A 26,300-nucleotide genomic window follows, 5' to 3' on the forward strand; every position below is an offset into this window, starting at 1 on the left:
CCGACTTATGTCGTGGCTTGCTCAAGCGCCTCATGCGCTTCCAGCCAGATCATTTCGGCATCGGCCACTTTGCGGGCAAGGTCGGCTTCGCGTCGGCGCAGCTCGGTCAGCCGAGCTGGAGGCCCCTGATACAGCGCGGGATCGGCCAATTGTGCGGTGACTTCGCTTTGCTGGCGATGCAGGGTTTCCAGCGCCTTTTCCGCGGCCAGGGCCGCCTTGCGCAGCGGTGCAAGCTGGGCGCGGGCCTCGGCGGCAGCGCGGCGGTCGGCCTTGCGGTCGGTGGAGTCGGCGGCGCGGTCGGGCTTTGCCTCGCGGCGGGCTTCGCGGGCGCGGTCGAGCAACAGGCGGCGGTATCCGGCCAGATCGCCGTCGAACGCAGTGACGCAGCCATCGCCGACCAGCCACAGCCGATCAGCGGCCAGTTCGATCAAATGGGGATCGTGGCTGATCAGCACCACCGCGCCATCATAGGCGTTCAGCGCCGACACCAGCGCCTCGCGGGCGTCGATATCAAGATGGTTGGTCGGTTCGTCGAGAATCATCAAATGGGGGGCGTCGCGGCTCATCAGCGCGAACAGCAGCCGTGATTTCTCGCCGCCGGACAGGTTGGCGACCTTGACGTCGGCGCGTTCCTGTTCGAAGCCGAACCGGCCCAATTGGGCCCGGACCTTCGAATCCATCTCGCCCTTCATCAGCTCGGCCATGTGCTCGAACGCGGTTCGTTCGGCGCGCAATTCCTCGGTCTGATGCTGGGCGAAATAGCCGATTCGCAGCTTGGGCGGCTTGCGCAGGCTGCCGCGCAACAGCTTCAACCGCCCCGACAGAATTTTGGCCAGGGTTGATTTGCCGTTGCCGTTGGCGCCGAGCAGGGCGATGCGGTCGTCCATGTCGATCCGCAAGTCGAGCCCTTTCAGCACCGTCTTGTCGCCGTACCCGGCAATGCCGTCGTCGATCGCCAGGATCGGCGGGCTCATCGGCTCGGGATCGGGGAAATCGAAGCTGACGGCGCGGTCCTCGACCACCGGGACCACCATCTCCATCCGTTCCAGCATCTTGACCCGGCTTTGCGCCTGGGTGGCCTTGGTCGCCTTGGCGCGGAAGCGGTCGATGAAGGCCTGGATCTTGCGGCGCTGCTCGGCCTGCTTGGTGAAGGCCTTGGCCTGCAATTCCATCCGGGCGCGGCGGGTCGCCTCGAACTGGTCGTAATTGCCGCCATAGGCGACCAGCTTGCCGCCATCGAGATGGACGATGCGGTTGGCGACCTCGTTCAGCAATTCGCGGTCATGGCTGATCACCACCAGGGTACCGGGCCAGGAGGACAGATGGCTTTGCAGCCACAGCGTCGCTTCGAGGTCGAGATGGTTGGTCGGTTCGTCGAGCAGCAGCAGATCGGGATTGGAGAACAGCGCCGCCGCCAGGGCAACGCGCATCCGCCAGCCGCCGGAAAAGTCCGAGACCGCGCGGGCCTGCGCCTCGGTGGAAAAGCCCAGGCCGGACAGGATCGCCGCCGCCCGCGCCGGGGCGGAATGGGCGTCGATCGCGCTCAGCCGTTCGTGTATCTCGGCGATGCGGTGGCCGTCCTCGGTCGAGTCGGCTTCGGCCAGCAGGGCCGCGCGCTCGGTGTCGGCGGCCAGGACGCACTCGATCAGGCTGGTGTCGCCCTCGGGCGCTTCCTGGGCGAGACGGCCGATCCGGGCGCGGGGGCGCAGGGTGATTTCGCCGCCATCGGGGTGCAGTTCGCCCAGGATCAGCTTGAACAGGGTCGATTTGCCGGTGCCGTTGCGCCCAACCAGGCCAACGCGCTGACCGGCGGCGATGTGAACGCCGGCCTGCTCGAACAGAGCGCGGCCGCCGTAGCGGAAGGTCAGATCAGTGATACGCAGCATAAGGCGTTGCTTAACACGGAAGACGGTGGTGGGCCAAAGCTTCCGTTGCTCCCGGGACGCGATGGCGCTATAACCCGCCCGCTCCCCCACGCCGGCCGTGGGGAGAGGGATCGCTGCTGCTCGTCCGTGGGGGGACGAAGGCGCGGCGCAAGCAACCGCCGACCAAGGAATCTCATTCATGGCTACCGAACGTACCCTGTCGATCATTAAGCCGGACGCGACCCGACGCAACCTGACCGGCAAGATCAACGCCCGCTTCGAGGAAGCCGGCCTGCGCTTCGTGGCGCAGAAGCGGATCCGACTCACCAAGGAACAGGCCGAGCAGTTCTACTCGGTGCATTCCGAGCGCTCGTTCTTCGGCGATCTGGTTGCCTTCATGATTTCCGGTCCGGTCGTGGTCCAGGTTCTCGAAGGTGACAACGCCGTCGCTCGCAACCGCGAGATCATGGGCGCCACCAACCCGGCCAATGCCGCTCCGGGAACGATCCGCGCTGATTTCGCCGAGTCGGTCGAAGCCAACTCGGTGCACGGTTCTGATTCCGCCGAGAACGCCGCGATCGAAATCGCCTACTTCTTCGCCGGGACCGAACTGGTCGGCTAAGACTGGAGGCCGCTGCCGCCTTGATTGCCTAAGGCGGCGCAAGCGATCCAGACCGATGCGACTCACCCTCCAGAGCCTGTCTCTGGGGGGTGTTTTGCGTTTCGGCGATGAATTGCCATGGAATTTCTTAATTCCTGCCCTGATCTTGCCATTTTCCTCGGGCCAGATACCGCACGAGGACAGCGACGCTGCCTCCGTATTTCCACCCCCTTGGGGAGGCGTTGTTGATTTCAATCGGTGCGTTCAGCATAATATGTGGGATCGCTTTTGACGGGGTCCGAGCGGAACCGTCGAAGCAGGGATGCTGTCCCTTACGACGGGTCCCGGGTCATGTTGCTCTTGGGAGGATATGACATGATGACCATGATGTGCCCGAGCCGCGACTGATTGCCTCTTCACCTTTCCGCCATTGCCCGCCGCCTGTGACCGGCGCGGGACCAGACGATGACAGAAATCCAGGAGGATGATCATGTCGGTAGCAGCTCTTCCCGTCGTCGACGGTGACGACGGTCTGGCCAAATATCTCCGCGATATCCGCGCGTTTCCGCTCCTTGAGGCCGAGGAGGAATTCATGCTGGCCCGGCGCTGGGTCGATTACGAGGATACCGAGGCGGCGCACCGTCTGGTTACCTCGCACCTGCGCCTGGTGGCGAAGATCGCGATCGGTTACCGCCATTACGGTCTGCCCGTCGCCGATCTGATCTCCGAGGGCAATATCGGCCTGAGGCGGGCGGTCAAGAAGTTCGATCCCGATCGCGGCTTCCGGCTGGCCACCTATGCGATGTGGTGGATCAAGGCGTCGCTGAACGAGTTCGTGCTGAATTCGTGGTCGATGGTCAAGATCGGCACCCTGGCCGCCCAGAAGAAGCTGTTCTTCAACCTGCGCCGGATCAAATCGCGGCTGCGCCTGCTGGAAAACGGCGATCTCGCCCCCGAGCATGTCACCGCAATCGCCCGCGAATTGTCGGTCGATGAAAGCGATGTCATCTCGATGAACCGCCGGATGGCGGCGCGTGACGGGTCGCTTAATCTTCAGGTCGGCGAAGGCGGGGCCGAAATCCAGGATTTGCTGGCTGACGATGCCGACAATCAGGAAACCGCCTACGGCCGGCGCGAGGAACTCGACAAGGGCCGGGTGCTGATCCGAGAGGCGCTGGGCGGCCTGACCGAACGCGAACGCGAGATTTTTGTCGAACGCCGTCTGCGCGACAACCCCGCCACGCTTGAGGAATTGGGGTTGCGCTATGGGGTCTCGCGCGAGCGGATCCGGCAGATCGAAGTCAAGGCGTTCGAGAAGGTCAAGGGACTGGTCAAGGCCGGGTTCATTCCGGCCACCGCCTGACCTCGGTAAAGGGGTCCGCCCGGCCGCCGTTTGGCGGTGGACCGGGCGGACCATCTCCTCTCTTCCCCTTTCCCTGATCAAAAGTCGCCTGTTCCTGTTGGCGGGGCGGGTGTCGATCTATATGTTGCTTGTCCGCGATCAATTCCGGTCGCGGTCCAGCCACTTGTCCCCGGCTTGGCCGGGGCCTGGGGGGATTCACGAGTCGATCTGTTTCAACGAGTTGAAAAAATGGAAAATAGCTCTCGAGTCTATGTCTACGACACCACCCTGCGCGACGGCGCGCAGACCCAGGGCGTTGACTTCTCCGCCACCGACAAGGCGCGGATTGCTCGTGAGCTTGACCGAATTGGTATCGATTATATTGAAGGCGGCTGGCCCAAGGCCAATGCGACCGATGATGCCTTTTTCGCCGATCCGCCCGAGCTGAACCGGGCGCGGCTGGCCGCTTTTGGGATGACGCGGCGGGCCGGTCGTTCGGCCGACAACGATCCCGGCCTGGGCGCGCTGCTGGTCACCCCGGCCCGCGTGGTGACGATGGTCGGCAAAAGCTGGGACTTCCAGGTCACGGTCGCGCTCGGGATCGAACTGGACGAGAATCTGCGGATGATCGCGGATTCGATCGCCCATGCCGCGTCGAAGGTCGACGAGGCCCTGTTCGATGCAGAACATTTCTTCGACGGCTACAAGGCCAATCCCGATTATGCCCTGGCGGCGATCCGCGCCGCCTATCAGGCGGGGGCGCGCTGGGTGGTGCTGTGCGACACCAACGGCGGCACTCTGCCGCATGAGGTCAGCCGCATCGTCGGCGAGGTGATTGCCGCCGGAATCCCCGGCAGCCATATCGGCATCCACTGTCATAACGATTCCGAGACGGCGGTGGCCAACAGTCTGGCCGCCGTCGCTGCCGGAGCGCGTCAGGTCCAGGGCACCCTGAACGGCCTGGGCGAACGCTGCGGCAACGCCAATCTGGTGTCGGTGATCCCGGCGCTGATGCTGAAGATGGGCTTTACCACCGGCGTTGCGCTGGAAGATCTGGCGTCCCTGAAAGCGGTGTCGCGTGCGCTCGACGACGTGCTCGACCGGGTGCCGCAGCGTGGCCAGCCCTATGTCGGCGCGTCGGCCTTCGCCCACAAAGGCGGGCTGCACGTTTCGGCGGTGGCGCGCGACCCGCGCTGTTATGAGCATATCGACCCGGCTCTGGTCGGCAATGTCCGCCATTTCGTCGTGTCCGATCAGGCTGGACGCTCGAACATCGTGGCGCGGATGAACGAGATCGGGGTCGATCTCGACGCGGTCAAGCGCGAGGCGCTGGTGCGGGTGGTCGGGCAGATGCAGGTCGGCTTTGACCCGCATTCGGTCACCGATCTGGTTGATCTGGTCAAGAAGCTGGAAGGCGAGGGCTATACCTACGATCAGGCTGCCGCCAGCTTTGAATTGCTGGTGCGTCGGGCGCTGGGCGAGGTGCCGGACTATTTCACCCTGGAGCGCTACCGCGTCATCGACGAGCGTCGCCGCAACGCCCGCGGCGAGTGGATCACTCTGTCCGAGGCGACCGTCAAGGTCGAGGTCGATGGCAACGATTATATGGAAGTCGGCGAGGGCACCGGCCCGGTCCATGCCTTCGATGTCGCGCTGCGCAAAGTGCTGGTCGGGGTCTATCCCGAACTGACCGCGCTGGAGCTGAAGGATTACCGGGTGCGGATCACCGAATCGACGGTCGGCACCTCGGCGAAGACCCGCGTCACCATCGAAAGCGAGGATGGGCGCGGCAATCGCTGGACCACGGTCGGCGTCCACAGCAACGTACTCGAAGCCTCGCTGGAAGCGTTGCAGGACAGCATCACCTTCATGCTGTTCCGTCTGGGGACGCAATCGTGAGCCAGGGTCCGGCGATCATCCTGGTGCGGCCGCAATTGTCCGAGAATATCGGCACCACGGCCCGCGCGATGCTGAATTGCGGGCTGACCGATCTGCGTCTGGTTGGCCCGCGTGAGGAATGGCTGTCGGATCGCGCCGTCGCCGCCGCGTCGGGGGCGGACCGGGTGCTGATGGCGGCCCGTGTCTTCGACGATACCGCTTCGGCGGTGGCCGATCTCAATCGGGTGTGGGCCACCACCGGCCGCGACCGCTATATGGTCAAGCCGGTCGATACCCCGCGCGAGGCGGCGGTGGCGATGCGGAGCGTGATCGCCGAGGGCGGAGCCTGCGGGGTGCTGTTCGGTCCCGAGCGTACCGGGCTTGAAAACGACGACGTCACCATCGCCGACACGGTGATGACGGTGCCGTTGAACCCGGATTATTGCTCGCTCAATCTCGCTCAGGCGGTGCTGCTGATTTCCTATGAATGGTATCAGTGCGCCGCGCCCACCACCCTTCCGGCGATGACCAAGGGGGCCGACGATTGCGGCCCCGCCGCGAAGGAAAAGCTGCTGACCTTCTTTGCCCATCTCGAACGCGAGTTGGACGAATGCGGCTTTCTGCGGGTGGCGGACAAGCGTCCGGGGATGATCCGCAACATCCGCAATATCTTCCAGCGTGCCAACCTGACCGGGCAGGAAATCCAGACCTTGCACGGTGTTGTCCACGAACTGGTGACCTATCGCCGCAAGAAAGGCGAGGCCCAGGGCTGATCGGAACGAGAACGGCGGCGAAGAGATTTCTTCGCCGCCGTTTCTTTTTGTGCCGGGGAGGGAACATTCCGCTAGCGCGGCCGGGCTGCCGCCCGCACCCGCTTGGAGGCAAAAGCCTCCAAACCACCCGTTTCTGTCGTCTTTGCCGGGCTTGACTCGGCAATCGATCGCCCTCCGGATCAAGTCCGGGGGTGACGATGAAAATGAGTGCTTTCCCCTTTAAGGAATGCCGCCCAAATAGGATGGAGGGTTCGGGAGGCCACAGCCTCCCGATTGGGGGAGCGGGGGCAAACGCCCCCGGCTTCCGTCTCCTGCGAGGATGTCTTTAAGCCGGTTCGGCGCGCAATTCCGCCGGGGCGCGGAACGAGAACTGGACCGGGGCGGCCATCACCGCCTGTCTTGCCCGCTCCAACCGCGCCTTGAGATCGTTGGGCAGGCGGCCTTCGCCGCCAGCAGCGCGGGCGATTTCGACCAGCGAGGGAACGCCCTTCTCGCCGCCGGTGATGGTGGCGCCGTGGCGTTGGGCGGCGAACAGCAGATCGTGGATCAGGGTTCGCTTGTTGGCGGCGACGGCCAGACGGGCGGCAGCCAGCGCCGCTTGTGCCCCTTCGGGGGCGACCAGGGTGACGCGGTGGTGCGGGTCGATCCCGACCGGCGACAGATGACCATAGGCGGACAGCTCAACCTCGACCGCCCCGTCCAACTCACGCGACAGGGCGCGGATCGCCGAGCGGTAATCGGCGTAGGATTCGAGGATCGCGGCGGCGGCGGAACTGTCGGCGGGAAAGGCAATGTTGACGTCGGTCGAACTGCTCCACGGCTTGATCTTGCCGGGGCGGGCGACGCGGGCGCGGGTGCGGGCCAGATCGGGCGCGCCCTCGCGGATGGCGCGGAAGGTTTCCATTTCCGCCCCCGACGAAAAGCCGACGCCGAAATCGATCATCACGCCGCCGATCGTTTCGGTCTCGGGGTCGAGCAGGCTCATCAGCACGTCGTCGATCGACTGCTCGGACCAGCCGGTCAGGCAGGCCAGCATGTCGGCACCGGCGTAATCGCACGATTGCAGCAGCCCCTCGGCCTTCGACCTCGCCGGTTCTTCTGAATGAGCGATGAAGGCAGACAACGAGTCCCGGCTGACCAGTTCGATTCCGTTCAGCACCGTTTCGTCGGCTTCGCCTGCGATCCGTCCCCCCGGTGCGGGGAGGGCGATCTGGGTCCAGCGGCGGAGATAGACCAGCAGCCCGGCCATCGTATCGGTGTCCGAGCCCTGGACCGGCAGCACCAGCCCGAACTCACTGGACGGCACTTCGAAAAAGCGCAGGCGGACGGCGGTGACCATCCCGGTCCAGCCCTGCATCCCTTCGACCAGATCGAGATCGTCGCCTTCGATCAGGCGGGGCGTATCGCTGCCGTCGGCCAGGGCGACCGCATCGACGATCCGCGACGGCAACAACCGCATCGGTCCCATCCCGCCAGTGGCGATGACGCCGCCGACAAAGGCCGAGGCGACGCTGGTCAAATCGATCAGTACCCGCAGGTTCGGCCCGATCTCGGCCAGGGCGGCGTTGACCTGGGCGAAGGTCAGCCCGGCACCGGCGGAAATCAGCCCGGATTCCTTGTCGATCGCGATCTGATGCGAGGCGAGGCGTTCCAGCGGGGTGTCGGGCGCGACGATGTCCGGCATCGCGGCGGCACGGGGACGGATCGCCACTACTCCGGCAAAATCGTCGACCGACGCGGCGGGATACTCATAGGAGCCGATCGCGCTGGTCAGCCCGCCGGTAGGCATCACCGCCCAGTTCTGGCGCACCGCCTCGGCGATGGTGTGGGCGATGTCGGCGGTGACGCACAGCCGGGCTTTGAGGCGACGGCCGCTGTCGTCGGTGAGCTCGGCCTCGGGCAAGGCGGAAAAGTCTAGGGAAGCCGTGGTCATGGCGAAACGGGCCGCACTGTCGTGGGGGGAAGCGGCGGACCATAGCACCAACCGCCGCCCTCTTGAACAATTTAGGTCTGCAACGCCATCTTCTGGAAATGACAGAGCTCAGCCCGGCCCCATCCGTCACCGTTCATGCCGCAATTGCCGAGATTCCCGCGCTGGCCTGGGATGCCTGCGCCGGGACGGCCAACCCATTTGTCAGTCACGCTTTCCTTGCCGCACTCGAACAAGCGGGGAGTGTGGGGGCGGCGACCGGGTGGCAACCGTGTCACCTTGCCCTGCGCGATGGTGGCGGCGCGGTCCTGGCGGTCGTGCCGCTCTATCTGAAGACCCATTCGATGGGAGAGTACGTTTTCGACCATGCCTGGGCCGAGGCCAGTCACCGCGCCGGGCGACGTTATTACCCCAAGCTGCAAGGGGCGGTCCCGTTCACTCCGGTTCCCGGTCCGCGTCTGCTGATCGGTCCCGCGATTCCGGCCGATCTGGCACGGCGTGCTCTGGCCCAGGCGATGATTGCGCTGTGTGGGCAGATCGGGGCCAGTTCGGTCCATGTCACCTTTGCCGAACCGGCCGACGTGGCGGCGCTCACTGCGGCCGGGTTTCTGCTGCGGCTGGGCTGGCAATATCACTGGCACAATGACGGGTACACGACGTTCGACGATTTCCTGGCGGCGCTATCGTCGCGGCGGCGCAAGGCGATCCGCAAGGAGCGGGACGCGGTCGCCGCCAGCGGAATCGGTCTTTCGACCCTGGTCGGCGACGATATCAAGCCGCATCACTGGGATTCCTTCCATCGCCTCTATCAAGCGACCTGCGACCGCAAATGGGGCGAGGCCTACCTCAACCGGGCCTTCTTCGAGTGCCTCTCCGCTTCGGCGGTGGGAGAGAAGGCGGTGCTGATCCTGGCCATTCAGGATGGCGAGACGGTGGGAGCGGCGTTCAACATGCTGGGCGAGGATTGTCTGTTCGGCCGTAATTGGGGCGGGGCCGCGATCGAGGCGCCGTTTCTCCATTTCGAAGCCTGTTATTACCGCGCCATCGATTTCGCGATCTCGCATCGGCTGGGCCGGGTCGAGGCGGGAGCCCAGGGCGAGCACAAGATCGCGCGGGGCTATCTGCCGGTGCCGACCCGCTCGGCCCATTGGGTGTCCGCGCCGGACCTGCGCGGCGCGGTCGGTCGTTTCCTCGATCACGAACGGGCGGTGGTCGAGCGCCATATCGCCGAGCAGCGCGCCGATGGCCCGTTCCGCTGCTCTGGTTCGGAATGATACCGGCGAGCGTCAGAACGGGCCATCGGCGCTCGCTGGTTGGCCGCCATTGCGGCGGCGGCCAAGCGGGCGGATGCCCGCGGCTCCGGCAGAGGGACAATACGGCAAGTCAATTCATTGGCTTGCCGGTATGATAAGCTCGTCCCCGACGCTTCACGGGAGGGCAGGGCGTGGCCGCCGAAGGACCGACCCCGGAACAGCAGACCGAGTATCTGGTCCGCAAGCTGGAACAGACGATCCGCGAGAACAGGACCGTTTCGGGGATGTCATTCCGGACGTGGCAGACGATTGCCCGCGAGGAAATCCTGAACGCGATGCTGGACGTCGAGAAGCGGCACCGCACGCACGACCGCAGCATCAATCGGCTGGTGCTGACCACCGCCGCCTCGCTGGTCACCATCGGTTTTTGGGGAGCGATGGTCGCGGTCGATCGCGCCTATGGCGGGGTGGCGGCGATCGTGACGCTGGTGGCCGGGGCGGCGTTGCTGTTTGCCGCCGCCGATTGGGGGCTGGGTCGGTGGGGCGCGGCCCGGGCCGGACGCAAGCGCGGCGAGCGGCTGGCCGGGATCGAGGATCTTGACCGTCGCATCAAGCGGATGGAAGAGGAGATGCGCCGCAAGGCCGAGCGGACCAAGGAGCGGCTGGACTCGATTGTGCCGTAACTCTGCTCTGTTGGCGTCGCGACAGGATGCACTGTAATCTTGGTGTGATGATCGCCTGGGAGTAGCGCGGATGACCGACCGTACCCCCTCTGCCCCGCTATCGCCATGTTGCCGCGACGTGGGGGCAACGATGATCGGTCATTTCGTCACCCGGTTGGAAGTCGAGGCGGCCAAGGCGGGCGGCTCGTTAAGCGCGGCGACAATCCGCGCCCTGGCCCAACATTTCATTGCCGCCGAACAGGGGCGGTTCGGCACCTATTATCAGCGCGCCTGGGACGAGTGTTCCCATCTGCGCGAGGCGCTCCATTTCGAACATGCCCGCAAGCGTCCGTTCGACCGGGCGCTGATGCGGCGCTTTTCCCATCTGTTTCCGCCCCGTCTGTTCGACGAGGGACGCGACGGAGTCTTGTCGCGGCGGATGATCCCCGGCTTCATTCTGGCGATCGATAAGATGATCGGGCCGACCCGGCGCGAGCGGGGCGAGCGGGTCTGTGCCGACATACTGCTCCGCCATACCTCTGCCGATGGGGTGTGCGATTGGGAGCGGGTGCATACCGATCCGGAAACCATTGCCCTGATCGACGACACGTTGGGGGCGGTGGCGCAGACTTTTGGCGATTTTGAACGGCGGCGGGCGTGGGTGATCGACCTGATCGAATCCCACCTGGCTCCGGCCGACCATCCCACCGCTCCAGATGCCCATTGGCTGTTGGGGCAAAGCGGGTTTACCGTGCTGATGCGGGCATTGTTCCGCGATTTCGCCCTTCGGCTTCAAGCCGATCCCGTCGCCGCCCGTGCCGTTTGGGGCGATGCGGCCTTTGCCTCCATCGCGCAATTTCTCCATCATCTCGACGGGGGATGACGCGACGACGTTTCCGACCGAGGCCAAAATCAGTCCGCGAGCGATCAGTATCGTTTGCCGTTAACTGCGAGGGGGTTTCATGCCAGCCCGGATTCTGACCATCGCCCAGCAAAAAGGGGGCGCCGGAAAGACCACGATTGCCGCCCAACTGGCCGTTGCCTATGCCCGTGCCGGACGCAAGGTCGGCCTGCTCGACATTGACCCGCAAGGGTCGCTGGCGGCGTGGTTCGAGGTGCGCCGCGCCCTGGTCGGTGCCGATGGCGGCGGGATTGCGTTTGTCCAGGCCGCAGGGTGGCGGCTGGCGACCGAGTTGGAGCGGTTGCGCCGCGATCTCGATCTGGTGCTGATCGACAGCCCGCCCCATGCCGAGACCGAGGTGCGGCTGGCGGTGCGCGCCGCCGATCTGATCCTGGTGCCGGTGCAACCCTCGCCGATGGATTTGTGGGCGACCGGCCCGACGCTGGAAATCGCCCGGCGCGAGAAGGTCCCGGCCCTGGTGGTGTTCAACCGGACCCCGGCCAAGGGCAAGCTGGTCGAGGCGGTGCGGCGCAAGATCGACGAGACCGGAATTGCCGTCGCCGATTCGGTGTTGGGCAATCGGGTTGCCTTTGCCGGGGCGATGATGGAAGGGAAGGGGGTGTTGGAAAGTCATCCCCGCCACGCCGCCGCGCAAGACGTTCTGGCTCTGGCCGACGAGATCGCCGCCCGGCTGGGCCTGCCGTGATGTTTGTGTTTTTTGACAGGAGAAGTCGCTTTGGATGCCGCTAACGATGTCGAGATCATTACCCGCGAGACCGTGTTCAAGGGCTATTTCCAGGTCGACCGTTATCGTCTGCGCCACCGCACCTTTAAGGGAGGCTGGTCGGCCGAACTGGTTCGCGAGGTGTTCGAGCGGGGCCATGCCGTTGTCGTTCTGCTCTACGATCCCGACCGCGATTCTGTCGCACTGATCGAGCAATTCCGGCCGGGTGCGCTGGCGGCCGGGTGGAATCCCTGGCTGATCGAATGCGTTGCCGGAATTATCGAAGAGGGCGAACATCCCGACGATGTCGCTAGGCGCGAGACGATGGAGGAAGCGGGCGCCGAGCCGACCGCGATGGCGCATGTCGGCGATTATCTGATGACGGCGGGGGGCTCGTCCGAGACCTGTCGGCTGTATTGCGCCCGCGTCGACAGCCGGACGATTTCGGGATTGCATGGCCTGGAAGACGAGGGCGAGGATATCCGCACCCATGTCGTTTCGGTTGACGAGTCGCTGGAGATGGTCCGCGATGGACGCATCAACAACGCGATGGCGGTGGTTGCGCTGCAATGGCTGGCCTTGGAGAAGGACCGGCTGCGGTGCGAGTGGGGGGTGTAGGTTCCCCTCTTCCTCGTGCGATTGCGTCGCTGCCCACCCCTTGCCGCCCGTCCGTCGGACAGCTAAGGTCTGTGAACAATTTCACACATAAGGGCGTTCCGACCATGTTTCGGGCTTTGCCGGGTCTTGTCTTCATAGTGCTGCTGTCGGTGTCGATGGGGGCTTTGGCCGGGGATATTCCCCGTTCCGGCGATAGCGTTCCGGCGCGGCTGGAAGCGGCCCGCGCCGCCCATGCCAAGGGTGATCTGGCCCGCGCCGCCACTGAACTGGAAGCGGTGATCGTCGAACTTCACGCCCGGATCGGGGCGGCGCTGGGCGAATATATGCCGCCGCCGCCCTCGGGCTGGACTGCCGAGGCGCCCGAAACTCAGGGCCTGTTCAATGCCGGGGGCGGTCTGTCGGTCAGCCGCGCCTATGCCCGCGACGATGCCAGCTTCAACGCCCTGCTCGTCCTGGACAGCCCGGTGGTGTCCGCCACCGCTGCCCAATTCCATCCGGGGACGGCGTTGCCGACCAATGTGCGCCGGGTCCATTTGGGGCAGGAGGATGCCTTGCTGCGCTGGGATGCCACGACCCATGCGGGCGAGATCACCCTGGTGTTGGGAACCCGCGTCATGTTGCAGATCGAAGGGGACGGAATCACCTCGGGGGACCAATTGATCGAGGTGGCCAAGGGGTGGAACCTGGTCTCGATCCGCAAGCTGGTTGGACTCTGACCGCCCACTCTGTCCGCGTTCGTTGGCTGAAAACGCCCGCCGGTGCCGCCGGTGGGCGTTTTTTTCGTCGGGTGTCCGATTTTTACCGCACGGAAAGCCCTATATCTTCCGTACAAGATCAGTGTGGAACCAATGGCCGAGGGAGATGTGTTGGAGCAACCCGGCGGGGACCCGACGACAGGGATTAACGCCGTCGGCGACGATGATCTTCTCCGCGCTGTTTCCCAGGGGGACCGGGGGGCATTTGCCGTGCTGATGGAGCGTCATGCGCGTTCGATGCTCACGCTGGCGACCCGTGTCACCCGCAACGTGGATGAAGCTGACGAAATCGTTCAGGACGCGTTTCTGAAAGTCTGGAAGATGGCTCCACATTGGCAACCTGATCGCGAGGCGAAATTCACCACCTGGCTGTACCGGGTGGTGCTGAATGCCAGCCTCGATGTGCGGCGGCGGGCTCGTTATACCCCGCTTGAAGATGCCGACGATCCGATCGATGCCAATCCAGGCGGGCTTGATCTTGCCGTGGCTCATCAGCGCGACCGTCTGGTTGCCCAGGCTCTGGATGATATTCCCGACCGTCAGCGTGCCGCATTGTCGCTTCATTATTATGCGGAGATGAGTGCTCCGCAGGCGGCGAAGGTGATGGAATTGACGGTACCTGCGGTGGAATCCCTGCTGGTGCGGGGCAAGCGTGCCCTGCGCTCGGCCCTGGCCAAGCGCGGTATAACCGGGATCGGAGACGTGACATGACCGAACTCGACATCGACAGTCTGATGCGACGCGATGCGGCGCGATTCGAGGTTTCGTCCGCTCGCGCCGACCGGCTTGTTGCCGCGGTACTGGCCCGTGTGCCGCCGCCGTCTCGCCCGCGTCGATCCGTGGCGGTCCTCTGTCTTGAGTTGCTGGCCCCGTTGACCCGCCTTGCCGTGCCGATGGCGGCAGCGGCGGTGTTGGGGGTGATCGTCGGTCAGGACCTTCTTGCCGCCCAGACGTCGGTTCGTTTTGCCGAAATGCTGACCGCCTCTTCGGTTGATATGACAGGGTTATGATGAGGATTACGCGTTCGATATCAATGAAGTGGGTTCTGACGGCTTCGTTGGCGCTCAACGTCTTTCTGGCGACGGTTCTCGTCGTGGTCTATCGCCCGCACCATCCGCCGCCGCCCGATATCACCGATATCGCCGAGCGGATCGCCGAGACTTTGCCGCCCGCCGACGCAGTTATCCTGCGGGAAATCGTCGCCGCTCGCGCTCCGGCGATTGAAAGCGGGAAACACAATTTGCGTGGTTTTCCCGACCGGGTTCGTGCCGTGCTGGGTAAAGAGGATTTCGATCCCGAAGCCTTGCGTCCATTATTTTCCGATTTCATCGCGGTTCATCAGCGGATGGACGAAGCGGTGGCGGCGTTGGTGATCGAGGCCGCAACCCGGATGTCGCCCCAAGGCCGGGCCGTGATCAGCCGCTTGCGTCTGCCGCCTCCGCCGTTCGCAATGGGGGGGGCGCCGCCGCCGCCGTTCGGAGGAAAGGGGCCGCCCCCGCCGCCTCCCGCTGAATAGGGGGAGCCGTTTCGATAGCGGTATGACCGGGCCGCCTCCTCGACGGTTTTGTTGCTAAGCCGTAACGAGGTCGGCGTGGTGCGGCCTACCAATGCAGGCAGAAGGGGGCGGCGGTCATTGATTGCCGCTCAACTCGATCTTGACATAACCCCACGAATGAGGCGTGGCGACCATTGCCTGGAACCGCGCCCTGGCGTTATGGTGACACTGGAGATGTGCGGGTTTTCCACACATCGGGGATTTGGGTTCATCAAGAGGGGAATCAGATGGGTCTGTTTTCGGATCTCAAGAAGAAGGCGTCCGACGCCCTGAACCAGGCGTTGGCCGAGCATCCGGAGTACAAGGAGCGGGCGGTGAAGGCTGCCGGCGATCTTCAGGCGCTGGGTCTGAAAGCTGCCGATGAACTGTCGAAGAAGGCTCCGGCGGTCAAGGAAGCCCTGAACGCCGGGACGTTGAAGGCGGTCGAGCTGAGCCAGAAGGCGGTTGACGCCCTGCCTCCGGCGATTGAAAGCCTGAAGGGCACCCTGGCCAATGTTCAGGCCAAGGTGGCGAAGGACAGTCCCGAGCGGAAATAGTCCCATAAGGTCCGTTCCGGCGCGATGCCCTGGGGAGGGCGGTCGTGCCGGAGGGGGCCGGGCCGGTGTTGCCGCCTAGCCCGGCGGCAGGCGGGACAGACTGTCGCGCAGCACCGCCAACTGAGCCTCAACGGACTCGGCCTGTTCCGCCAGTCCGAGAGCGGTCAGAATCGCCGACAGGCTTTCCAGGGTCAGCACCAGCGACGGCACCGCCGCCAGCGGATTGTGCGGCACTAGGGCATGGAGCAGATCGACCGCTTCCAGCGCCGAATCCAGCCCATCGCCAGCCCGACCGACACGGTGCAGACATCCGGCGTAATTGCCCAGCGATTGCGCCAGCAACAAACGGAATCCGTTCGGTTCGGTCTGGACCAGCAAGCGGGCCAGTCCCACCGCCTCTTCGGCCAGGACCAGGGCCAGCGCGGCCTCGTCGCGTTCCGCCGCTGCATTCGAGGCCTGCACCAGGGTCAGCGCCAGGATTTGTACCGCCGGGGCGGGCGGCGCGTCGCCGAACAGGTCCAATGTCAACCGGCGCATCCGTAGCGCCAGATCCCACAAGCCGAGTTCGGAAAACGCCAGCGAGGCACGGTGCAGCGCCTCGATCATCGGGCCGAGATAGGGCTGCCCGGCTTCTCCTCCCTGACGGAAGATGTCGGTTGCCTCGGCCAGTCCTTCGGCCGCCTCAGCCACATGGCCCTGGCGCAGCAATCCACCGGCGCGGTTGATCTGGGCCGACACCAGCACAAAGCGGGCGGAATCGGGGGCAAGCTCCATCGCCCGACCGGCGGCTTCGACCGCTTCATCAGAGACGTCCTGCGCCTCATCGACCCGGTCCAGCGCATAGAGCCGACCGGCCAACTCGTTCAAGGCCAGGGCCAGCGATTTGGGGGCCGCCGTCGGATCGGCGCGACAGGTGGCGACGGCGGTACGCAAGAATTCGATATCCGCCTCGGCGGATTCGTTGGAGGAAGTGACCACCGGACAGACTCCTTGTAGGGCGGCGCTCAGCAATGCGGGCGCGGCAGCGACTCGATCGATTCCAACTGACCGCGCAGGCTGAAGGTCCGGAAAATCTGTTCGATATCCTGGGCCACCCCATTGGCGTGATACGTCAGCGACATTTCAAATTCGGGCAGCGGATCGGTGCTGCCGGTGGGAAAGAACGCCATCCGCATCGGCCAGGCCGGAGAATTCAGCAACGGACTGGACACCGTCGCGGGCGGCGAGGGCAGCGTGGTCATCACGCGCCCGATCCGGGCGCTGGTCTCGAACGGGCCTTCGTCGCCTTGACCGTCGAACAGCGGCCGCGTCAGCGATAATCCGCCCCGTTCGGCCAAGGCCAGCAGGTTCAAGGTATGAGCGGTGGGGAACAAGGTTCCCTTGGGCAGCCGGACGACATGAGCCTCGGGCCGGGTAAAGCGGGCGAGGCCGCCCTGGCCGCGTCCGAACAGCTTGGCAGAACCCTCGACCTCCTCGACGATCTGCCCATCGCGCACCTGACGGACGCGGAACCGATAGCGCAGCCCGTCCTTGGATTCCCATCCCAGGAAGTCGGTGGCGGTCTCGACCTGCCCGCCTTCGGAATAGGTGTAGGTGATCGCCAGCCGGAATTCGGTCAGCCAGCCATCGCAGGTATTGTTGAACTGATAGGTCCAGATTCCCCCGGCATTGGCCATACCGCTGCCGGAACGGGCGGTCGACAGCCCCATCCGATAGGTCGCGCGGTGGGATTCCAACTCAGCGGGAAAAGCTTGTGCCAGCGAGGCAAACGGCAACACCCCGGCGACCATACCCGCCAAGATCAATCCACGACACCGTCTCATCCGTGCCTCCGGGGGAAAACAGGCCTTAGTATACACTGCCCATCTCCGGGGACCAGATCGCTCCGCCGTCATGACGCGCAATCCTGTTGACTGTGGCAGAATTGCGCGATCGCCCGCTCAGTCCTCTTCGTAATCGCCGCGTTCGGCCCGTTTATGGCACGCCGGGCAGTTGGATTTCGACTTGACGTCCGCCCGTGCCCATTCCCGCGCCGGGAAATCGTGCTTGCGCAGAAAGGCGGGATTTTCGGTGATCCGCTGCGGCGTTCCGTCCGGCGCAACCCAGCGCAGGAACCGTCCGGCGACCTTGCCGCCAACCCGGTCGGCGGCCCCGTCTTCCAGGACTTTGCGGATATGGGCGACCTTGTCGGGGGCCATCGCGGCGGACTCGCCGAAATGGTTATCTAGACTGTCCATCATCCGCGCCCACGACCGGGCGGGGAGGAAATCCGGCTGAAAGGCCATGTGGCACTCGCCGCACGCTTTCAGGGTCACCGGATCGGTCAAGGGCGCAACCCGGTCGGCCCAGGCCGGAGTGCTCAGCGACAGCAACAACCCCGCTCCCATCACAATCGATCTCATCTCAGTTATTCCTTATTTCGACGACAGGAAGGTGATGAAGTCGCCCCGGTCGCGGGCCGAGCACTCGCGGCCCAGCACCGTCTTGCAATCGCGGTTGAAGCGTTCCTCGACCTTCTCGGCATCGGTGAAGCGTTTCGGATTGGCCGACACCGCCGCCGGAGCGATCTCGCGTCCGGTCTTGGCATGGCGGCCGGGCCGGGTCGGGTCGTCGGTGTGGCAGGTGGCGCAGGACGGGAAGTCGGCATTGACGGTGTTGCGGGCACGGTAGATCGACTCGCCCCGCGCCGCCGAGAACCCGGTAAAGCCGGAATCGGCCGCCTTCGCGGCCTTGGCATAATCGGCCAGGATCGCGTCGCGGGCGGGGTCGGCCGCCTGGGCCGGAACGGCGGCGGCAAGCCCCAGCAGCACCAGCACCGGCAGCGCCGAAACACGGGCCGCTCCCATCACCTTGTCGCGCAGCCGCTTGCCCTGGAACACCCAGGCGACCAGCGCGGCGTGGGCCGGGATCAGCCACAAGGCGGTATTGGACAGACCTTCATGCAGATCTTCGACCGAGGTCACGCCATCGGCGATCACTCCGGACAGCGCCGCCAGTCCAACCATCGTCATCAGAACGCCCCCCATCCAGATCATCAGGCGCGACCGCCCGGGGCGCACCAGCGCCAGCGGCCCACGCGGGGTTCCCATCGCCGCCAGTCCCAGCCGCAACGACACGGCGATCAGCACCCAGTACCCAGCGAAGACGTGCATTCGGTACGTGTCCTCGTCGGCGGTCAGCCAGGCGACGAGGAAGCCTCCGGCCAGCGCGGCATGCCACAGCCTGAGCGCGGGCAATTCCCAGCGGCCGGGAGCGGCGCGGGGAGCATCGCCGCTCATTTGCGTCCATCCCGGTCGCCCGAGTCACGGCGGTCGTGGTGGCGCGAGTGGTGATCGTCGTCATCATCGTCGTCATCGTCATGATGCGACCGGCGGGATTTGGTCTGATCCGCCGCCTTGCCGCCGCGATCGGCCGAAAGGTAGCCATTATCAGCCGGAGCCGCCGGACGGACGATCGGGGTGGCGTCGGGGGGAGTGGTCTGGGCCGACGCGGAATAGACCGAGGCGGCGGTGGCGACGATCGCCGCGGCGCCCAATCCCTGAAGGATCATTTTGCCAAGCATTGCGGTTCTCCTTGTCCGCGGTGTGAACTGGAGAGACCATAGAGTTTGACGGCTGAACCTTCGGTGACGGGCTGGTTCATCCCCGGTTCATGGCGAACGGCTTATGGATTGCTGTATGAAAGCAATACTTGCCCTTGTGGTGACGATGATGCTGCTGACCTCGTCGCCGGTCCGCGCCGATGGTCATGGACGCGATCATGACGACGAACACGATTGGGTGCGTCGTTCGGTCCTGGCCGGTGAGATCATGCCGTTAAAGCAGATTCTCGACCGCGTCGATCGCGAATTCGGCGGCGAGCTGATCGAGACCGAGCTGGAGGATTTCCACGGCCGTCCCGCCTATGAAATCAAGCTGATCGACCGCGATGGGCGGATGCGTAAACTGCTCTATGATGCGAGTGACGGCACTCTGTTGAAAAGCAAGGAACGGCGATGAGAGTCCTGGTGGTTGAGGACGAACCGCAATTGACCCTGCGGATTGAACAGGCGCTGGAAGCCGCCGGTCTGGTCGTCGATACCGCTTATGACGGCGAAGAAGGCTGGTTCCTCGGCGATACCGAGCCCTATGACGCCGCCGTGCTCGATCTCGGCCTGCCCAAGCTCGACGGGATCAGCGTGTTGGGCCGGTGGCGTGCCGCCGGGCGGACCCTGCCGGTGCTGGTGCTGACCGCCCGCAATCGCTGGGCCGAAAAGGCGGCGGCGTTTTCCGCCGGGGCCGACGATTACGTCACCAAGCCGTTCGAGATGGAAGAGGTGGTCGCCCGCATCCGCGCCTTGATCCGCCGTGCCGCCGGTCATGCCTCGCCCGAGATCGTGTGCGGTCCGCTACGGCTCGATACGATGGGCGGACGGGTCAGCCTCGACGGGATGCCGGTGCCGCTGACCGCCCAGGAATTTCGGATTCTGTCCTATCTCGCCCATCACCAGGGCCGGGTGGTCGGGCGCACCGAATTGTCCGAACACGTCTATGACCGCGATGCCGACCCGGAATCCAATGTCATTGATGTCCTGGTGGCGCGGATCAGGCGTAAATTGGGCATCGAGATGATCCACACCCTGCGCGGTCAGGGTTGGCGGCTGGAAGCGCCGTCGGCCGATGCTACCGGATAATATTTGATGATCGGTCCCCGTTCGCTGCGGTCGCGTTTGATTCTGGGAGCCGCCTTGTGGCTGGTCCTGGCAATCGCGCTGGGGGGCTGGGTTCTGGGCAATGCCTTCAGCAACGCGGTTGAAGCGAGCTTCCGCGAACGGTTGCGGGCGCATCTGCGGGCATTGGTGGCGGTGGTCGAAATCAGCCCCGCCGGATCGGTCGGGATCGGTCGCCCGGTCGGCGAGCCCCGGTTCGACCAGCCCTATTCCGGCTGGTACTGGCAGGTCTCCGATGGCGAGACGGTGCGGGCGCGCTCGCGCTCGCTGTGGGATTTCGCCCTGCCGGTTTCCCGTTCCGCTGGGGAGGGAACGATTTTGTTCCGGCGCGATGTCGGCCCGCGCGACGAAGCGTTGGAAACCGCCGAACGCGATCTGATCTTTCCCGACAGCGACCGCTTGCTCCACCTCAGCGTTTCGGCCAGTCGCCTCGAAATCGATACCGAGGTGCGTGACTTCAATCTGCTGCTGACCTTGGCCCTGGGCGGTCTGGGCCTGGGCCTGATCACCGCAGTCGCCTTCCAGGTCGGCTATGGATTGCGGCCGCTTGGGCAGTTGGCCCAGGCGCTGGATCGCCTTCGTCAGCAAGGTGGACGGCTGGGCGGGCACTACCCGCGCGAGGTCGCCCCGCTGGTCGCGGCGATGAACGAGGTGCTCGATCACGATGAACGGATGATCGCGCGGGCCCGCACCCATGTCGGCAACCTCGCCCATGGGCTGAAAACGCCGCTGGCGGTGATCGAGGCCGAACTGGGGGGGGGCCGTCCCGACCGGGCTGTTATGTCCGGCCAGATCGCCCGGGCCAACCGACTGATCGACGTCCATCTGTCGCGCGCCCGCGCCGAAGCCACCCCGTCGGGCAGCCTTGCCGCCCGCGCCTGCGTCGCCGAGGTCGCCGCCGAATTGAAGGCCGCTTTGGTGCGGATTCACGCCGGACGCGATCTGTCGATCGTTCTGGACTGCGCCCCGGAATCCCTGGCCCCGATTGCCCGTGACGATCTCGCCGAAATCCTCGGCAATCTGATGGACAATGCCTGCAAATGGGCCAAAAGCCGGGTTCGGGTTGCCTCTACCGCGACCACCCTGACCGTCGAGGATGACGGACGCGGCCTGTCGCCCGAGGAAACTGAGGTTGCGACCCAGCGCGGTGCCCGTCTTGACGAATCCGCCCCCGGGTCGGGGCTGGGATTAGCCATCGTTGCCGATCTGGCCGCGTTGTCCGGTGTCGATTTGACCTTCGGGCGGTCGGAATGGGGCGGGCTGAAAGTCTCCCTTCAATGGGACGACCGAGCCCGGCCCGCCGCCGCATCCGGTTAGGCCGAGCGGATTTCCGCGATGAACCCGGCCACTTCGCGGGCCAACTGGTCGGACGCCTGTTGCAGGCCGGTCGCGGCCCCGAACACCTGATCCGACATCAATTTGGTTTCCTCGGCGGCGGCCGAGACGTGCTCGACATTCTCGGCGGCGGCGGTGGTGCCGTGGGCGGCTTCCTCCACCGAGCGGGCAATCTCGCTGGTCGCGGCACCCTGTTCCTCGACGGCGGCGGCAATCGCCGAGGTCAGTTCGCTGATATTCTCGATCGTGCCCGAGATCGAGCGGATCGCCGCCACCGCAGCCTTCGTCTCGTTCTGGATCGCGGTAACCTGAAGGCCGATATCCTCGGTCGCCCGCGAGGTCTGGTTGGCGAGGTGCTTGACCTCGCCCGCGACGACGGCAAAGCCCTTGCCCGCTTCGCCCGCCCGGGCCGCTTCGATCGTGGCATTCAGCGCCAGCAGGTTGGTTTGCGCCGCGATGTCGTTGATCAGCTTGACCACCTCGCCGATCTTCTGGGCGGCATCGGCCAGCCCAAGAACCATCCGGTCGGTTTCGCTCGCCTCGCGAACGGCGTTCCCGGCGATGGTGGCGGCGTGGGTCACCTGACGGGAAATCTCGGTAACCGAACTGGACAATTCGTGGGTGGCCGCCGACACCGCCTGGACGTTCGAGGTGACCTGATTGGTCATAGCGGTGACAGTATCGGACTTGACCATCGTCTGCTCGGCATTGTGCGACAGGGTCTGGGCGTTGCCGAGCAGCGAGCCTGACGAAATTTCGATCAGATCGACCACGCCCTTGACCCGGTCTTCCAGCGATGCGGCGACGCGGTTCAACTCGGTCTTGCGGATTTCTTCCGACTGGCGGTCCAGTTCGGCCTTTTCCAACTGGCTGTAGCCCAGCTTGGCCTTCAGCGCCCGCAGCAACGAACTGAGCTGGTTGAATTCCTCGACGCTGGCCGGGGGGATGTTGTGGGCAAGATTGCCTCCGGCGATCGCATCGAAATGGCGCTCCATCTCGCTCATCGGCCGCCGCACACTGCGCAACAACCACATCCCCAGCACGACCGACAGCAAGATGAAGACGATCATCGTTGCCCAAACCGCGACCTGAAGCCGGTCGGAACGGCTGTCGGCGTCGGCATAGGCGGCAGCGGCCTCGACCTTCTGGTAATCGATCAGTTCGCCCAGGACCTGCCGGGTGTCATTGAATTTCGGCACCAGCGTCGTGATCATCACCTCGGCCAGAGCCTGACTGTCTCCTTTGGCGGCCAGGGCCAAGGCGGGGGTGACGGCGTTTTGGCGCAGATCCTCGCGCGATTTAGCGAACTTCGCGGCCAAGTCCCGCTCTTTGGCCGATGGGGACGGGTTGGCGGTAACCTTCTTCCACCGTTCGGTGTTGGCGGCGATATTGGCTTCGATCTTCGACAATTGCGCCGCGATCGGGGCGTTTGGGCGATTGCTCAGAAGCTCCATCGTCACCAGGGTCAACTGGACGTGGCTGTCCTGCATCTGGTTGGCCAGATCAGCCAGGATGATCGCGGTTTCGGTATTGTCGTGATAGACCGCCTCGAGATCGAGGTTATTACTCCGCATCCCGTAAAGCCCCATCCCGCCGATCAGCAAAATCAGCAGGCCCAGGAGCCCCAGCACCGTTGCCAATCGTCCGGCGATGCTGTGGACCAGCCGGTCGATGCGACCGGACAGGCGGCGCGACACCACCCGTCCATCCTCGATTGCCAAGCCCTTGGCCTTGCCGGTGCGGAACAATTCATAGGCGGTTTCGGCGGCGACAATCTGCTGACGCGACGGTTTCGAGCGAATCGAGATGAAGCCCGCGATCTCTCCCTGCTCGACGATGGGGGTGATGTTGGCGCGGACCCAGTAAAAATCGCCGGCCTTGGTGCGGTTCTTGACGAAGCTTTCCCACGGACGACCGGCTTTGATCGTCTTCCACATGTCGGCGAACGCTTCCTTCGGCATGTGGGGATGGCGGACCAGATTGTGGGGCGAGCCGATCAACTCGTCTTCGCGAAAGCCGCTGATATCGGCGAAGGCCTTGTTGACAAAGGTGATCCGGCCACCGGGATCGGTCTTGGAAACGAGAAGGTCATGCTCGTTCAACTCGATCTCACGGTTTGTCACGGGGCCATTGTCACGCATTGGGAAAGAACCTTCTGTCGGGTCTTAAGGGGTGTTTTTCCGCAGGGGAGGCTAAGAGATAACCTTTATTATCCCGCCTGCATATGTCCTTGGTCAGGTCGGAAATCAATCCCGAGAGCGCAAATCGGCGGCGATTCCTTGGCGTTGCCGCCGCCGCCTGATATAGCTCCAGCCATGAGCGACGTTAGCATTCTCACAGTTTCGCCCGACGACGCGGATATCCGCCTCGATCGCTGGTTCAAACGCCATTTCCCCACCGTCAGCCACGGGCTGCTGGAAAAGTGGCTGCGCACGGGTCAGGTGCGGGTCGATGGAGGCCGGGTCAAGGCCAGCCAGCGCCTGAATGCCGGTCAGACGGTACGGGTGCCCCCGTTGCCGGCTGGACCGGCTCCGGCGATCCAGGCCCCGCGTCCGGTCGTTGACGAGCGTACCGCCCGCGCCTTGCAGGATGCGGTGCTGTATCTTGACGATGACGTGATCGTCCTGAACAAACCGCCGGGGCTGGCGGTCCAGGGCGGTACCGGCATGGCTGACAATCATCTCGACGCGATGCTGGACGTGTTGCGCTTTGACGCGCCCGACCGGCCTCGTCTGGTCCATCGCCTCGATAAAGACACCTCGGGGGTGTTGCTGCTCGGCCGCTCGGCCGGAGCGACCGCCAAGCTGGCCGCTTTGTTCAAAAGCCGTTCGGCCCAGAAATGTTACTGGGCGCTGGTCGCGGGCGTGCCCAAGCTGCGCCAGGGCCGGATCGACGCGCCGCTGTCCAAGCTGGGTGGCAAGGGTGTCGAGAAGATGGGGGTCGATGAGGAAGACGGCCGCCACGCCATCACCTATTACCGGATCGTCGATTCGGCGCTGAAGCGCGCCGCGTGGCTGGAGATGGAGCCGCGCACCGGCCGGACCCACCAATTGCGGGCGCATTGCCTGCTGCTCGGCACGCCGATCCTGGGCGACGGCAAATATGGTGGTAAGGACGCGATGATCGAGGGCTTTGGCCTGTCGCGCAAGCTGCACCTCCACGCCCGCGCCCTGCGGCTGCCCCATCCCCGTACCGGCAAGCGGCTGGAGGTGATCGCCCCGCTTCCCGCCCATTTCAAGACCGGGTTCGAGCTGTTCGGTTTTACCGAGGCCAGCGCCGGGGCTCCCTTCGACGCCTTCGAAGTGGATTAATCAGCAATCTGATCGGGACAAGAAAAAGGCCCCTCCCGTCCGGGAGGGGCCTTCGTCATGTCCGGTTGCCCGGGTCCGGTTCCTACTCGCGGCGGTCGCCGAGGAACTGGAGCAGGAAGGTGAACATGTTGATGAAGTCCATGTACAGCGACAGGGCACCCATCACCGCGGTCTTGGTTGCGGTGTCGCCGTAATTGGCGCCTTCCCAGTACATTTCCTTGATGCGCTGGGTGTCGAACGCGGTCAGGCCGGCGAAGATCAGCACGCCCGCAGCCGAGATCACGAACTGCATCATCGAGCTCTGGAGGAAGATGTTGACGATGCCGGCGATCAGCAGGCCGATCACCCCCATGAACAGGAAGCTGGCGAAGCCCGACAGATCACGCTTGGTGGTGTAGCCATAGAGGCTAAGCGCGCCGAAGGCGGCGGCGGTGATGAAGAAGGTCCGCGCCACCGACGCGCCGGTATAGATCAGGAACACCGACGACAGCGAGGCACCCATCAGCGCGGCGAAGACCCAGAACAGGGCCGACGCGGTTGCGCCGCGAATATGTTCGATCCGCGCGCTGAGGAAGAACACGAAGCCGATCGGGGCCAGCATCACCACCCACTTCAGCGGGGTCCCGAAAATCGCCTGAGTCAACACAGGGGTCGAGGCCACCAGAAGGGCAACGATACCGGTCAGGGCCAGCCCCGAGGCCATGTAATTGTAGACCCGGAGCATGTACTGCCGCAGGCCCACATCGATCTGGGCCGCCTGGGCCTGGGCGGGGGTCATATATCTGCGGTCTGTTCCGAAGGACATTGTCGTTCCTTTGACGGGTGAGGTTGATCCTGCCCACAATATGGGCGAGTCTCAAAACGAATCAAGTTACGGTAAACGCATACATCCGTTTCACTATTCCTCGCGCAAGAGCGGCGCGGCTTTGACCCGGAGCGCCTGCCAAGTTCCGACGTAACCGGCTGTCAAAGCAGCGACCAGGCATCCGGCCAGGGTGCCCAGGGTCAGGCCGGGCAGGAACACCCAGCCGGTTTTCATCACCTGGGTCAGCAGCGCCCACGAGGCACCTTGCGCCACCAAGGCTGCCGCCAGCCCGGTCCCCAGCCCGATCAGGCCGAACTCGATCAGATAGGCGCGGCGAATCTGGGCGCGACTGGCACCCAACACCTTCAGCACCACCGATTCCCATACCCGGCGGCGATGCCCGGCCATCACCGCTCCGGCCAGCACCATCGCCCCGGCGGCGAGCGTCACTGCCGCGGCGGCGCGGACGGCCAGATCGGCCTGATCGATCACGCCGCGCGCGGTGTCCAACGCTTCCTTGACCCGGATCGCCGAGATGTTGGGCAGCCGGTCGGTGACCGCCTTCTCGACCGCCAGCCCGTCGCCGCCACCACCGCGCAGGGTCGCGATCACGGTATAAGGGGCTCCGTCCAGCGCCCCCGGCGAGACCAGGAAGGCGAAGTTCATCGACAGGCTGCTCCAATCGATGTCGCGTAGCGAGGCGACTTCGGCGTCGATCTCGCGCCCCAGCACGTTGAGCCCGACCCGG

The 26,300-nt window shown here is 64.8% G+C and carries 28 protein-coding genes; 18 read left to right on the forward strand and 10 right to left on the reverse strand.

The features are described from left to right. Positions 1-5 precede the first annotated feature (5 nt). Positions 6-1,886, reverse strand: coding sequence for an ABC-F family ATP-binding cassette domain-containing protein (locus tag K678_RS05965; RefSeq protein WP_021131557.1), 1,881 nt, complete (start codon positions 1,884-1,886; stop codon positions 6-8). Positions 1,887-2,064: 178 nt separating this feature from the next. On the opposite strand from K678_RS05965, the gene ndk reads away from it, so the two are divergent. From ndk to K678_RS05985, 4 genes are all read left to right on the forward strand, one after another. Then, positions 2,065-2,487, forward strand: coding sequence for a nucleoside-diphosphate kinase (gene ndk / locus K678_RS05970; RefSeq protein WP_021131558.1), 423 nt, complete (start codon positions 2,065-2,067; stop codon positions 2,485-2,487). A 469-nt stretch (positions 2,488-2,956) separates the two neighbouring features. Next, the gene (rpoH, locus tag K678_RS05975; RefSeq protein ID WP_039852212.1) at positions 2,957-3,829 is read left to right on the forward strand and encodes an RNA polymerase sigma factor RpoH; all 873 of its coding nucleotides are present in this window, start codon (positions 2,957-2,959) and stop codon (positions 3,827-3,829) included. 228 nt (positions 3,830-4,057) lie between these two features. Beyond that, on the forward strand, positions 4,058-5,707 hold the full coding sequence (gene cimA, locus K678_RS05980) for a citramalate synthase (protein ID WP_021131560.1): 1,650 nt from the start codon (positions 4,058-4,060) through the stop codon (positions 5,705-5,707). After that, positions 5,704-6,459, forward strand: coding sequence for an RNA methyltransferase (locus K678_RS05985; RefSeq protein ID WP_021131561.1), 756 nt, complete (start codon positions 5,704-5,706; stop codon positions 6,457-6,459). The genes cimA and K678_RS05985 overlap by 4 nt, the downstream gene beginning before the upstream one ends. 325 nt (positions 6,460-6,784) lie before the next feature. On the opposite strand, the gene K678_RS05990 is transcribed toward K678_RS05985, so the two are convergent. Continuing rightward, positions 6,785-8,392 carry an FAD-binding oxidoreductase gene (locus tag K678_RS05990; protein ID WP_051185851.1) on the reverse strand — a complete coding sequence of 536 codons (1,608 nt, stop codon included), beginning with the start codon at positions 8,390-8,392 and terminating at the stop codon, positions 6,785-6,787. Between the two features lie 98 nt (positions 8,393-8,490). Here K678_RS05990 and K678_RS05995 point away from each other — a divergent pair, with 98 nt between their 5' ends. From K678_RS05995 to K678_RS06040, 10 genes are all read left to right on the forward strand, one after another. Continuing rightward, complete coding sequence (locus K678_RS05995; protein ID WP_039852190.1) at positions 8,491-9,663, forward strand: GNAT family N-acetyltransferase; 1,173 nt, start codon at positions 8,491-8,493, stop codon at positions 9,661-9,663. 170 nt (positions 9,664-9,833) lie between these two features. Then, a complete protein-coding gene (locus K678_RS06000) occupies positions 9,834-10,325 on the forward strand; it encodes a hypothetical protein (protein ID WP_021131564.1) in 492 nt (163 codons plus the stop codon). A 70-nt stretch (positions 10,326-10,395) separates the two neighbouring features. Next, positions 10,396-11,187 carry a hypothetical protein gene (locus tag K678_RS06005; RefSeq protein WP_039852191.1) on the forward strand — a complete coding sequence of 264 codons (792 nt, stop codon included), beginning with the start codon at positions 10,396-10,398 and terminating at the stop codon, positions 11,185-11,187. Between the two features lie 79 nt (positions 11,188-11,266). Next, a complete protein-coding gene (parA, locus tag K678_RS06010; RefSeq protein WP_021131566.1) occupies positions 11,267-11,911 on the forward strand; it encodes a ParA family partition ATPase in 645 nt (214 codons plus the stop codon). Positions 11,912-11,941: 30 nt separating this feature from the next. Continuing rightward, positions 11,942-12,547, forward strand: coding sequence for an NUDIX domain-containing protein (locus K678_RS06015; RefSeq protein WP_021131567.1), 606 nt, complete (start codon positions 11,942-11,944; stop codon positions 12,545-12,547). Positions 12,548-12,651: 104 nt separating this feature from the next. Beyond that, complete coding sequence (locus K678_RS06020; RefSeq protein ID WP_021131568.1) at positions 12,652-13,263, forward strand: YfgM family protein; 612 nt, start codon at positions 12,652-12,654, stop codon at positions 13,261-13,263. 132 nt (positions 13,264-13,395) lie between these two features. Then, positions 13,396-14,013, forward strand: coding sequence for an RNA polymerase sigma factor (locus K678_RS06025; protein ID WP_021131569.1), 618 nt, complete (start codon positions 13,396-13,398; stop codon positions 14,011-14,013). Continuing rightward, positions 14,010-14,312 carry a hypothetical protein gene (locus tag K678_RS06030; RefSeq protein WP_021131570.1) on the forward strand — a complete coding sequence of 101 codons (303 nt, stop codon included), beginning with the start codon at positions 14,010-14,012 and terminating at the stop codon, positions 14,310-14,312. The genes K678_RS06025 and K678_RS06030 overlap by 4 nt, the downstream gene beginning before the upstream one ends. Before the next feature lie 23 nt (positions 14,313-14,335). Further along, complete coding sequence (locus K678_RS06035; protein WP_021131571.1) at positions 14,336-14,818, forward strand: periplasmic heavy metal sensor; 483 nt, start codon at positions 14,336-14,338, stop codon at positions 14,816-14,818. A gap of 266 nt (positions 14,819-15,084) precedes the next feature. Next, positions 15,085-15,393: a hypothetical protein gene (locus tag K678_RS06040; protein ID WP_021131572.1), complete on the forward strand. Its 309-nt coding sequence runs from the start codon at positions 15,085-15,087 to the stop codon at positions 15,391-15,393. A 75-nt stretch (positions 15,394-15,468) separates the two neighbouring features. Here the strand turns inward: K678_RS06040 and K678_RS06045 are convergent, their stop codons facing one another. The 5 genes from K678_RS06045 to K678_RS06065 form a co-directional block, all read right to left on the reverse strand. Then, the gene (locus K678_RS06045) at positions 15,469-16,371 is read right to left on the reverse strand and encodes a hypothetical protein (RefSeq protein ID WP_021131573.1); all 903 of its coding nucleotides are present in this window, start codon (positions 16,369-16,371) and stop codon (positions 15,469-15,471) included. A gap of 26 nt (positions 16,372-16,397) precedes the next feature. Beyond that, positions 16,398-17,216, reverse strand: coding sequence for a cell envelope integrity EipB family protein (locus K678_RS06050; RefSeq protein WP_039852193.1), 819 nt, complete (start codon positions 17,214-17,216; stop codon positions 16,398-16,400). A 117-nt stretch (positions 17,217-17,333) separates the two neighbouring features. Further along, on the reverse strand, positions 17,334-17,795 hold the full coding sequence (locus tag K678_RS06055; protein WP_021131575.1) for a diheme cytochrome c: 462 nt from the start codon (positions 17,793-17,795) through the stop codon (positions 17,334-17,336). 12 nt (positions 17,796-17,807) lie between these two features. Then, positions 17,808-18,671 carry a DUF1924 domain-containing protein gene (locus tag K678_RS06060; RefSeq protein ID WP_021131576.1) on the reverse strand — a complete coding sequence of 288 codons (864 nt, stop codon included), beginning with the start codon at positions 18,669-18,671 and terminating at the stop codon, positions 17,808-17,810. Beyond that, positions 18,668-18,955, reverse strand: a complete 288-nt coding sequence (locus K678_RS06065; protein WP_021131577.1) for a hypothetical protein — start codon at positions 18,953-18,955, stop codon at positions 18,668-18,670. Before K678_RS06065 ends, K678_RS06060 begins: the two co-directional genes overlap by 4 nt. A 115-nt stretch (positions 18,956-19,070) precedes the next feature. Here K678_RS06065 and K678_RS06070 point away from each other — a divergent pair, with 115 nt between their 5' ends. From K678_RS06070 to K678_RS06080, 3 genes are read left to right on the forward strand one after another with little or no spacing between them, the layout of a single operon-like run. Then, complete coding sequence (locus K678_RS06070) at positions 19,071-19,391, forward strand: PepSY domain-containing protein (RefSeq protein WP_051185853.1); 321 nt, start codon at positions 19,071-19,073, stop codon at positions 19,389-19,391. After that, entirely contained in the window at positions 19,388-20,065 is a 678-nt protein-coding gene (locus K678_RS06075) for a response regulator transcription factor (protein WP_021131579.1), read from the forward strand. Before K678_RS06070 ends, K678_RS06075 begins: the two co-directional genes overlap by 4 nt. Before the next feature lie 6 nt (positions 20,066-20,071). Beyond that, complete coding sequence (locus tag K678_RS06080; RefSeq protein ID WP_021131580.1) at positions 20,072-21,418, forward strand: ATP-binding protein; 1,347 nt, start codon at positions 20,072-20,074, stop codon at positions 21,416-21,418. Here the strand turns inward: K678_RS06080 and K678_RS06085 are convergent. Next, the gene (locus tag K678_RS06085) at positions 21,415-23,577 is read right to left on the reverse strand and encodes a methyl-accepting chemotaxis protein (protein ID WP_021131581.1); all 2,163 of its coding nucleotides are present in this window, start codon (positions 23,575-23,577) and stop codon (positions 21,415-21,417) included. The two genes, K678_RS06080 and K678_RS06085, sit on opposite strands and share 4 nt — an antisense overlap. Positions 23,578-23,751: 174 nt before the next feature. Between K678_RS06085 and K678_RS06090 the strand changes: the two genes are divergently transcribed. Continuing rightward, on the forward strand, positions 23,752-24,747 hold the full coding sequence (locus K678_RS06090; RefSeq protein ID WP_021131582.1) for an RluA family pseudouridine synthase: 996 nt from the start codon (positions 23,752-23,754) through the stop codon (positions 24,745-24,747). An 82-nt stretch (positions 24,748-24,829) separates the two neighbouring features. On the opposite strand, the gene K678_RS06095 is transcribed toward K678_RS06090, so the two are convergent. Together K678_RS06095 and K678_RS06100 are read right to left on the reverse strand one after the other, a co-directional pair. Next, positions 24,830-25,552 carry a Bax inhibitor-1/YccA family protein gene (locus K678_RS06095; RefSeq protein WP_021131583.1) on the reverse strand — a complete coding sequence of 241 codons (723 nt, stop codon included), beginning with the start codon at positions 25,550-25,552 and terminating at the stop codon, positions 24,830-24,832. 93 nt (positions 25,553-25,645) lie between these two features. Further along, a partial coding sequence (locus K678_RS06100) for an ABC transporter permease (protein ID WP_021131584.1) occupies positions 25,646-26,300 on the reverse strand: 655 nt, incomplete at its 5' end.

The sequence above is a fragment of the Magnetospirillum fulvum MGU-K5 genome, assembly GCF_000442515.1.
Lineage (GTDB): Bacteria > Pseudomonadota > Alphaproteobacteria > Rhodospirillales > Magnetospirillaceae > Phaeospirillum > Phaeospirillum fulvum_B.

Bases quoted from the DNA above. Each gene is read 5' to 3' on its own strand.
- K678_RS06060 (WP_021131576.1), bottom strand. From the start codon at position 18,671: ATGAGCGGCGATGCTCCCCGCGCCGCTCCCGGCCGCTGGGAATTGCCC.
- K678_RS05965 (WP_021131557.1), bottom strand. From the start codon at position 1,886: ATGCTGCGTATCACTGATCTGACCTTCCGCTACGGCGGCCGCGCTCTG.
- rpoH (WP_039852212.1), top strand. From the start codon at position 2,957: ATGTCGGTAGCAGCTCTTCCCGTCGTCGACGGTGACGACGGTCTGGCC.
- K678_RS06085 (WP_021131581.1), bottom strand. From the start codon at position 23,577: ATGCGTGACAATGGCCCCGTGACAAACCGTGAGATCGAGTTGAACGAG.
- parA (WP_021131566.1), top strand. From the start codon at position 11,267: ATGCCAGCCCGGATTCTGACCATCGCCCAGCAAAAAGGGGGCGCCGGA.
- K678_RS06075 (WP_021131579.1), top strand. From the start codon at position 19,388: ATGAGAGTCCTGGTGGTTGAGGACGAACCGCAATTGACCCTGCGGATT.
- K678_RS06040 (WP_021131572.1), top strand. From the start codon at position 15,085: ATGGGTCTGTTTTCGGATCTCAAGAAGAAGGCGTCCGACGCCCTGAAC.
- K678_RS06030 (WP_021131570.1), top strand. From the start codon at position 14,010: ATGACCGAACTCGACATCGACAGTCTGATGCGACGCGATGCGGCGCGA.
- K678_RS06050 (WP_039852193.1), bottom strand. From the start codon at position 17,216: ATGAGACGGTGTCGTGGATTGATCTTGGCGGGTATGGTCGCCGGGGTG.
- K678_RS06090 (WP_021131582.1), top strand. From the start codon at position 23,752: ATGAGCGACGTTAGCATTCTCACAGTTTCGCCCGACGACGCGGATATC.
- K678_RS06005 (WP_039852191.1), top strand. From the start codon at position 10,396: ATGACCGACCGTACCCCCTCTGCCCCGCTATCGCCATGTTGCCGCGAC.
- cimA (WP_021131560.1), top strand. From the start codon at position 4,058: ATGGAAAATAGCTCTCGAGTCTATGTCTACGACACCACCCTGCGCGAC.
- K678_RS06095 (WP_021131583.1), bottom strand. From the start codon at position 25,552: ATGTCCTTCGGAACAGACCGCAGATATATGACCCCCGCCCAGGCCCAG.
- K678_RS06020 (WP_021131568.1), top strand. From the start codon at position 12,652: ATGTTTCGGGCTTTGCCGGGTCTTGTCTTCATAGTGCTGCTGTCGGTG.
- K678_RS06055 (WP_021131575.1), bottom strand. From the start codon at position 17,795: ATGAGATCGATTGTGATGGGAGCGGGGTTGTTGCTGTCGCTGAGCACT.
- K678_RS06070 (WP_051185853.1), top strand. From the start codon at position 19,071: ATGAAAGCAATACTTGCCCTTGTGGTGACGATGATGCTGCTGACCTCG.
- ndk (WP_021131558.1), top strand. From the start codon at position 2,065: ATGGCTACCGAACGTACCCTGTCGATCATTAAGCCGGACGCGACCCGA.
- K678_RS06080 (WP_021131580.1), top strand. From the start codon at position 20,072: ATGATCGGTCCCCGTTCGCTGCGGTCGCGTTTGATTCTGGGAGCCGCC.
- K678_RS06025 (WP_021131569.1), top strand. From the start codon at position 13,396: ATGGCCGAGGGAGATGTGTTGGAGCAACCCGGCGGGGACCCGACGACA.
- K678_RS06065 (WP_021131577.1), bottom strand. From the start codon at position 18,955: ATGCTTGGCAAAATGATCCTTCAGGGATTGGGCGCCGCGGCGATCGTC.
- K678_RS05990 (WP_051185851.1), bottom strand. From the start codon at position 8,392: ATGACCACGGCTTCCCTAGACTTTTCCGCCTTGCCCGAGGCCGAGCTC.
- K678_RS06035 (WP_021131571.1), top strand. From the start codon at position 14,336: ATGAAGTGGGTTCTGACGGCTTCGTTGGCGCTCAACGTCTTTCTGGCG.
- K678_RS05995 (WP_039852190.1), top strand. From the start codon at position 8,491: ATGACAGAGCTCAGCCCGGCCCCATCCGTCACCGTTCATGCCGCAATT.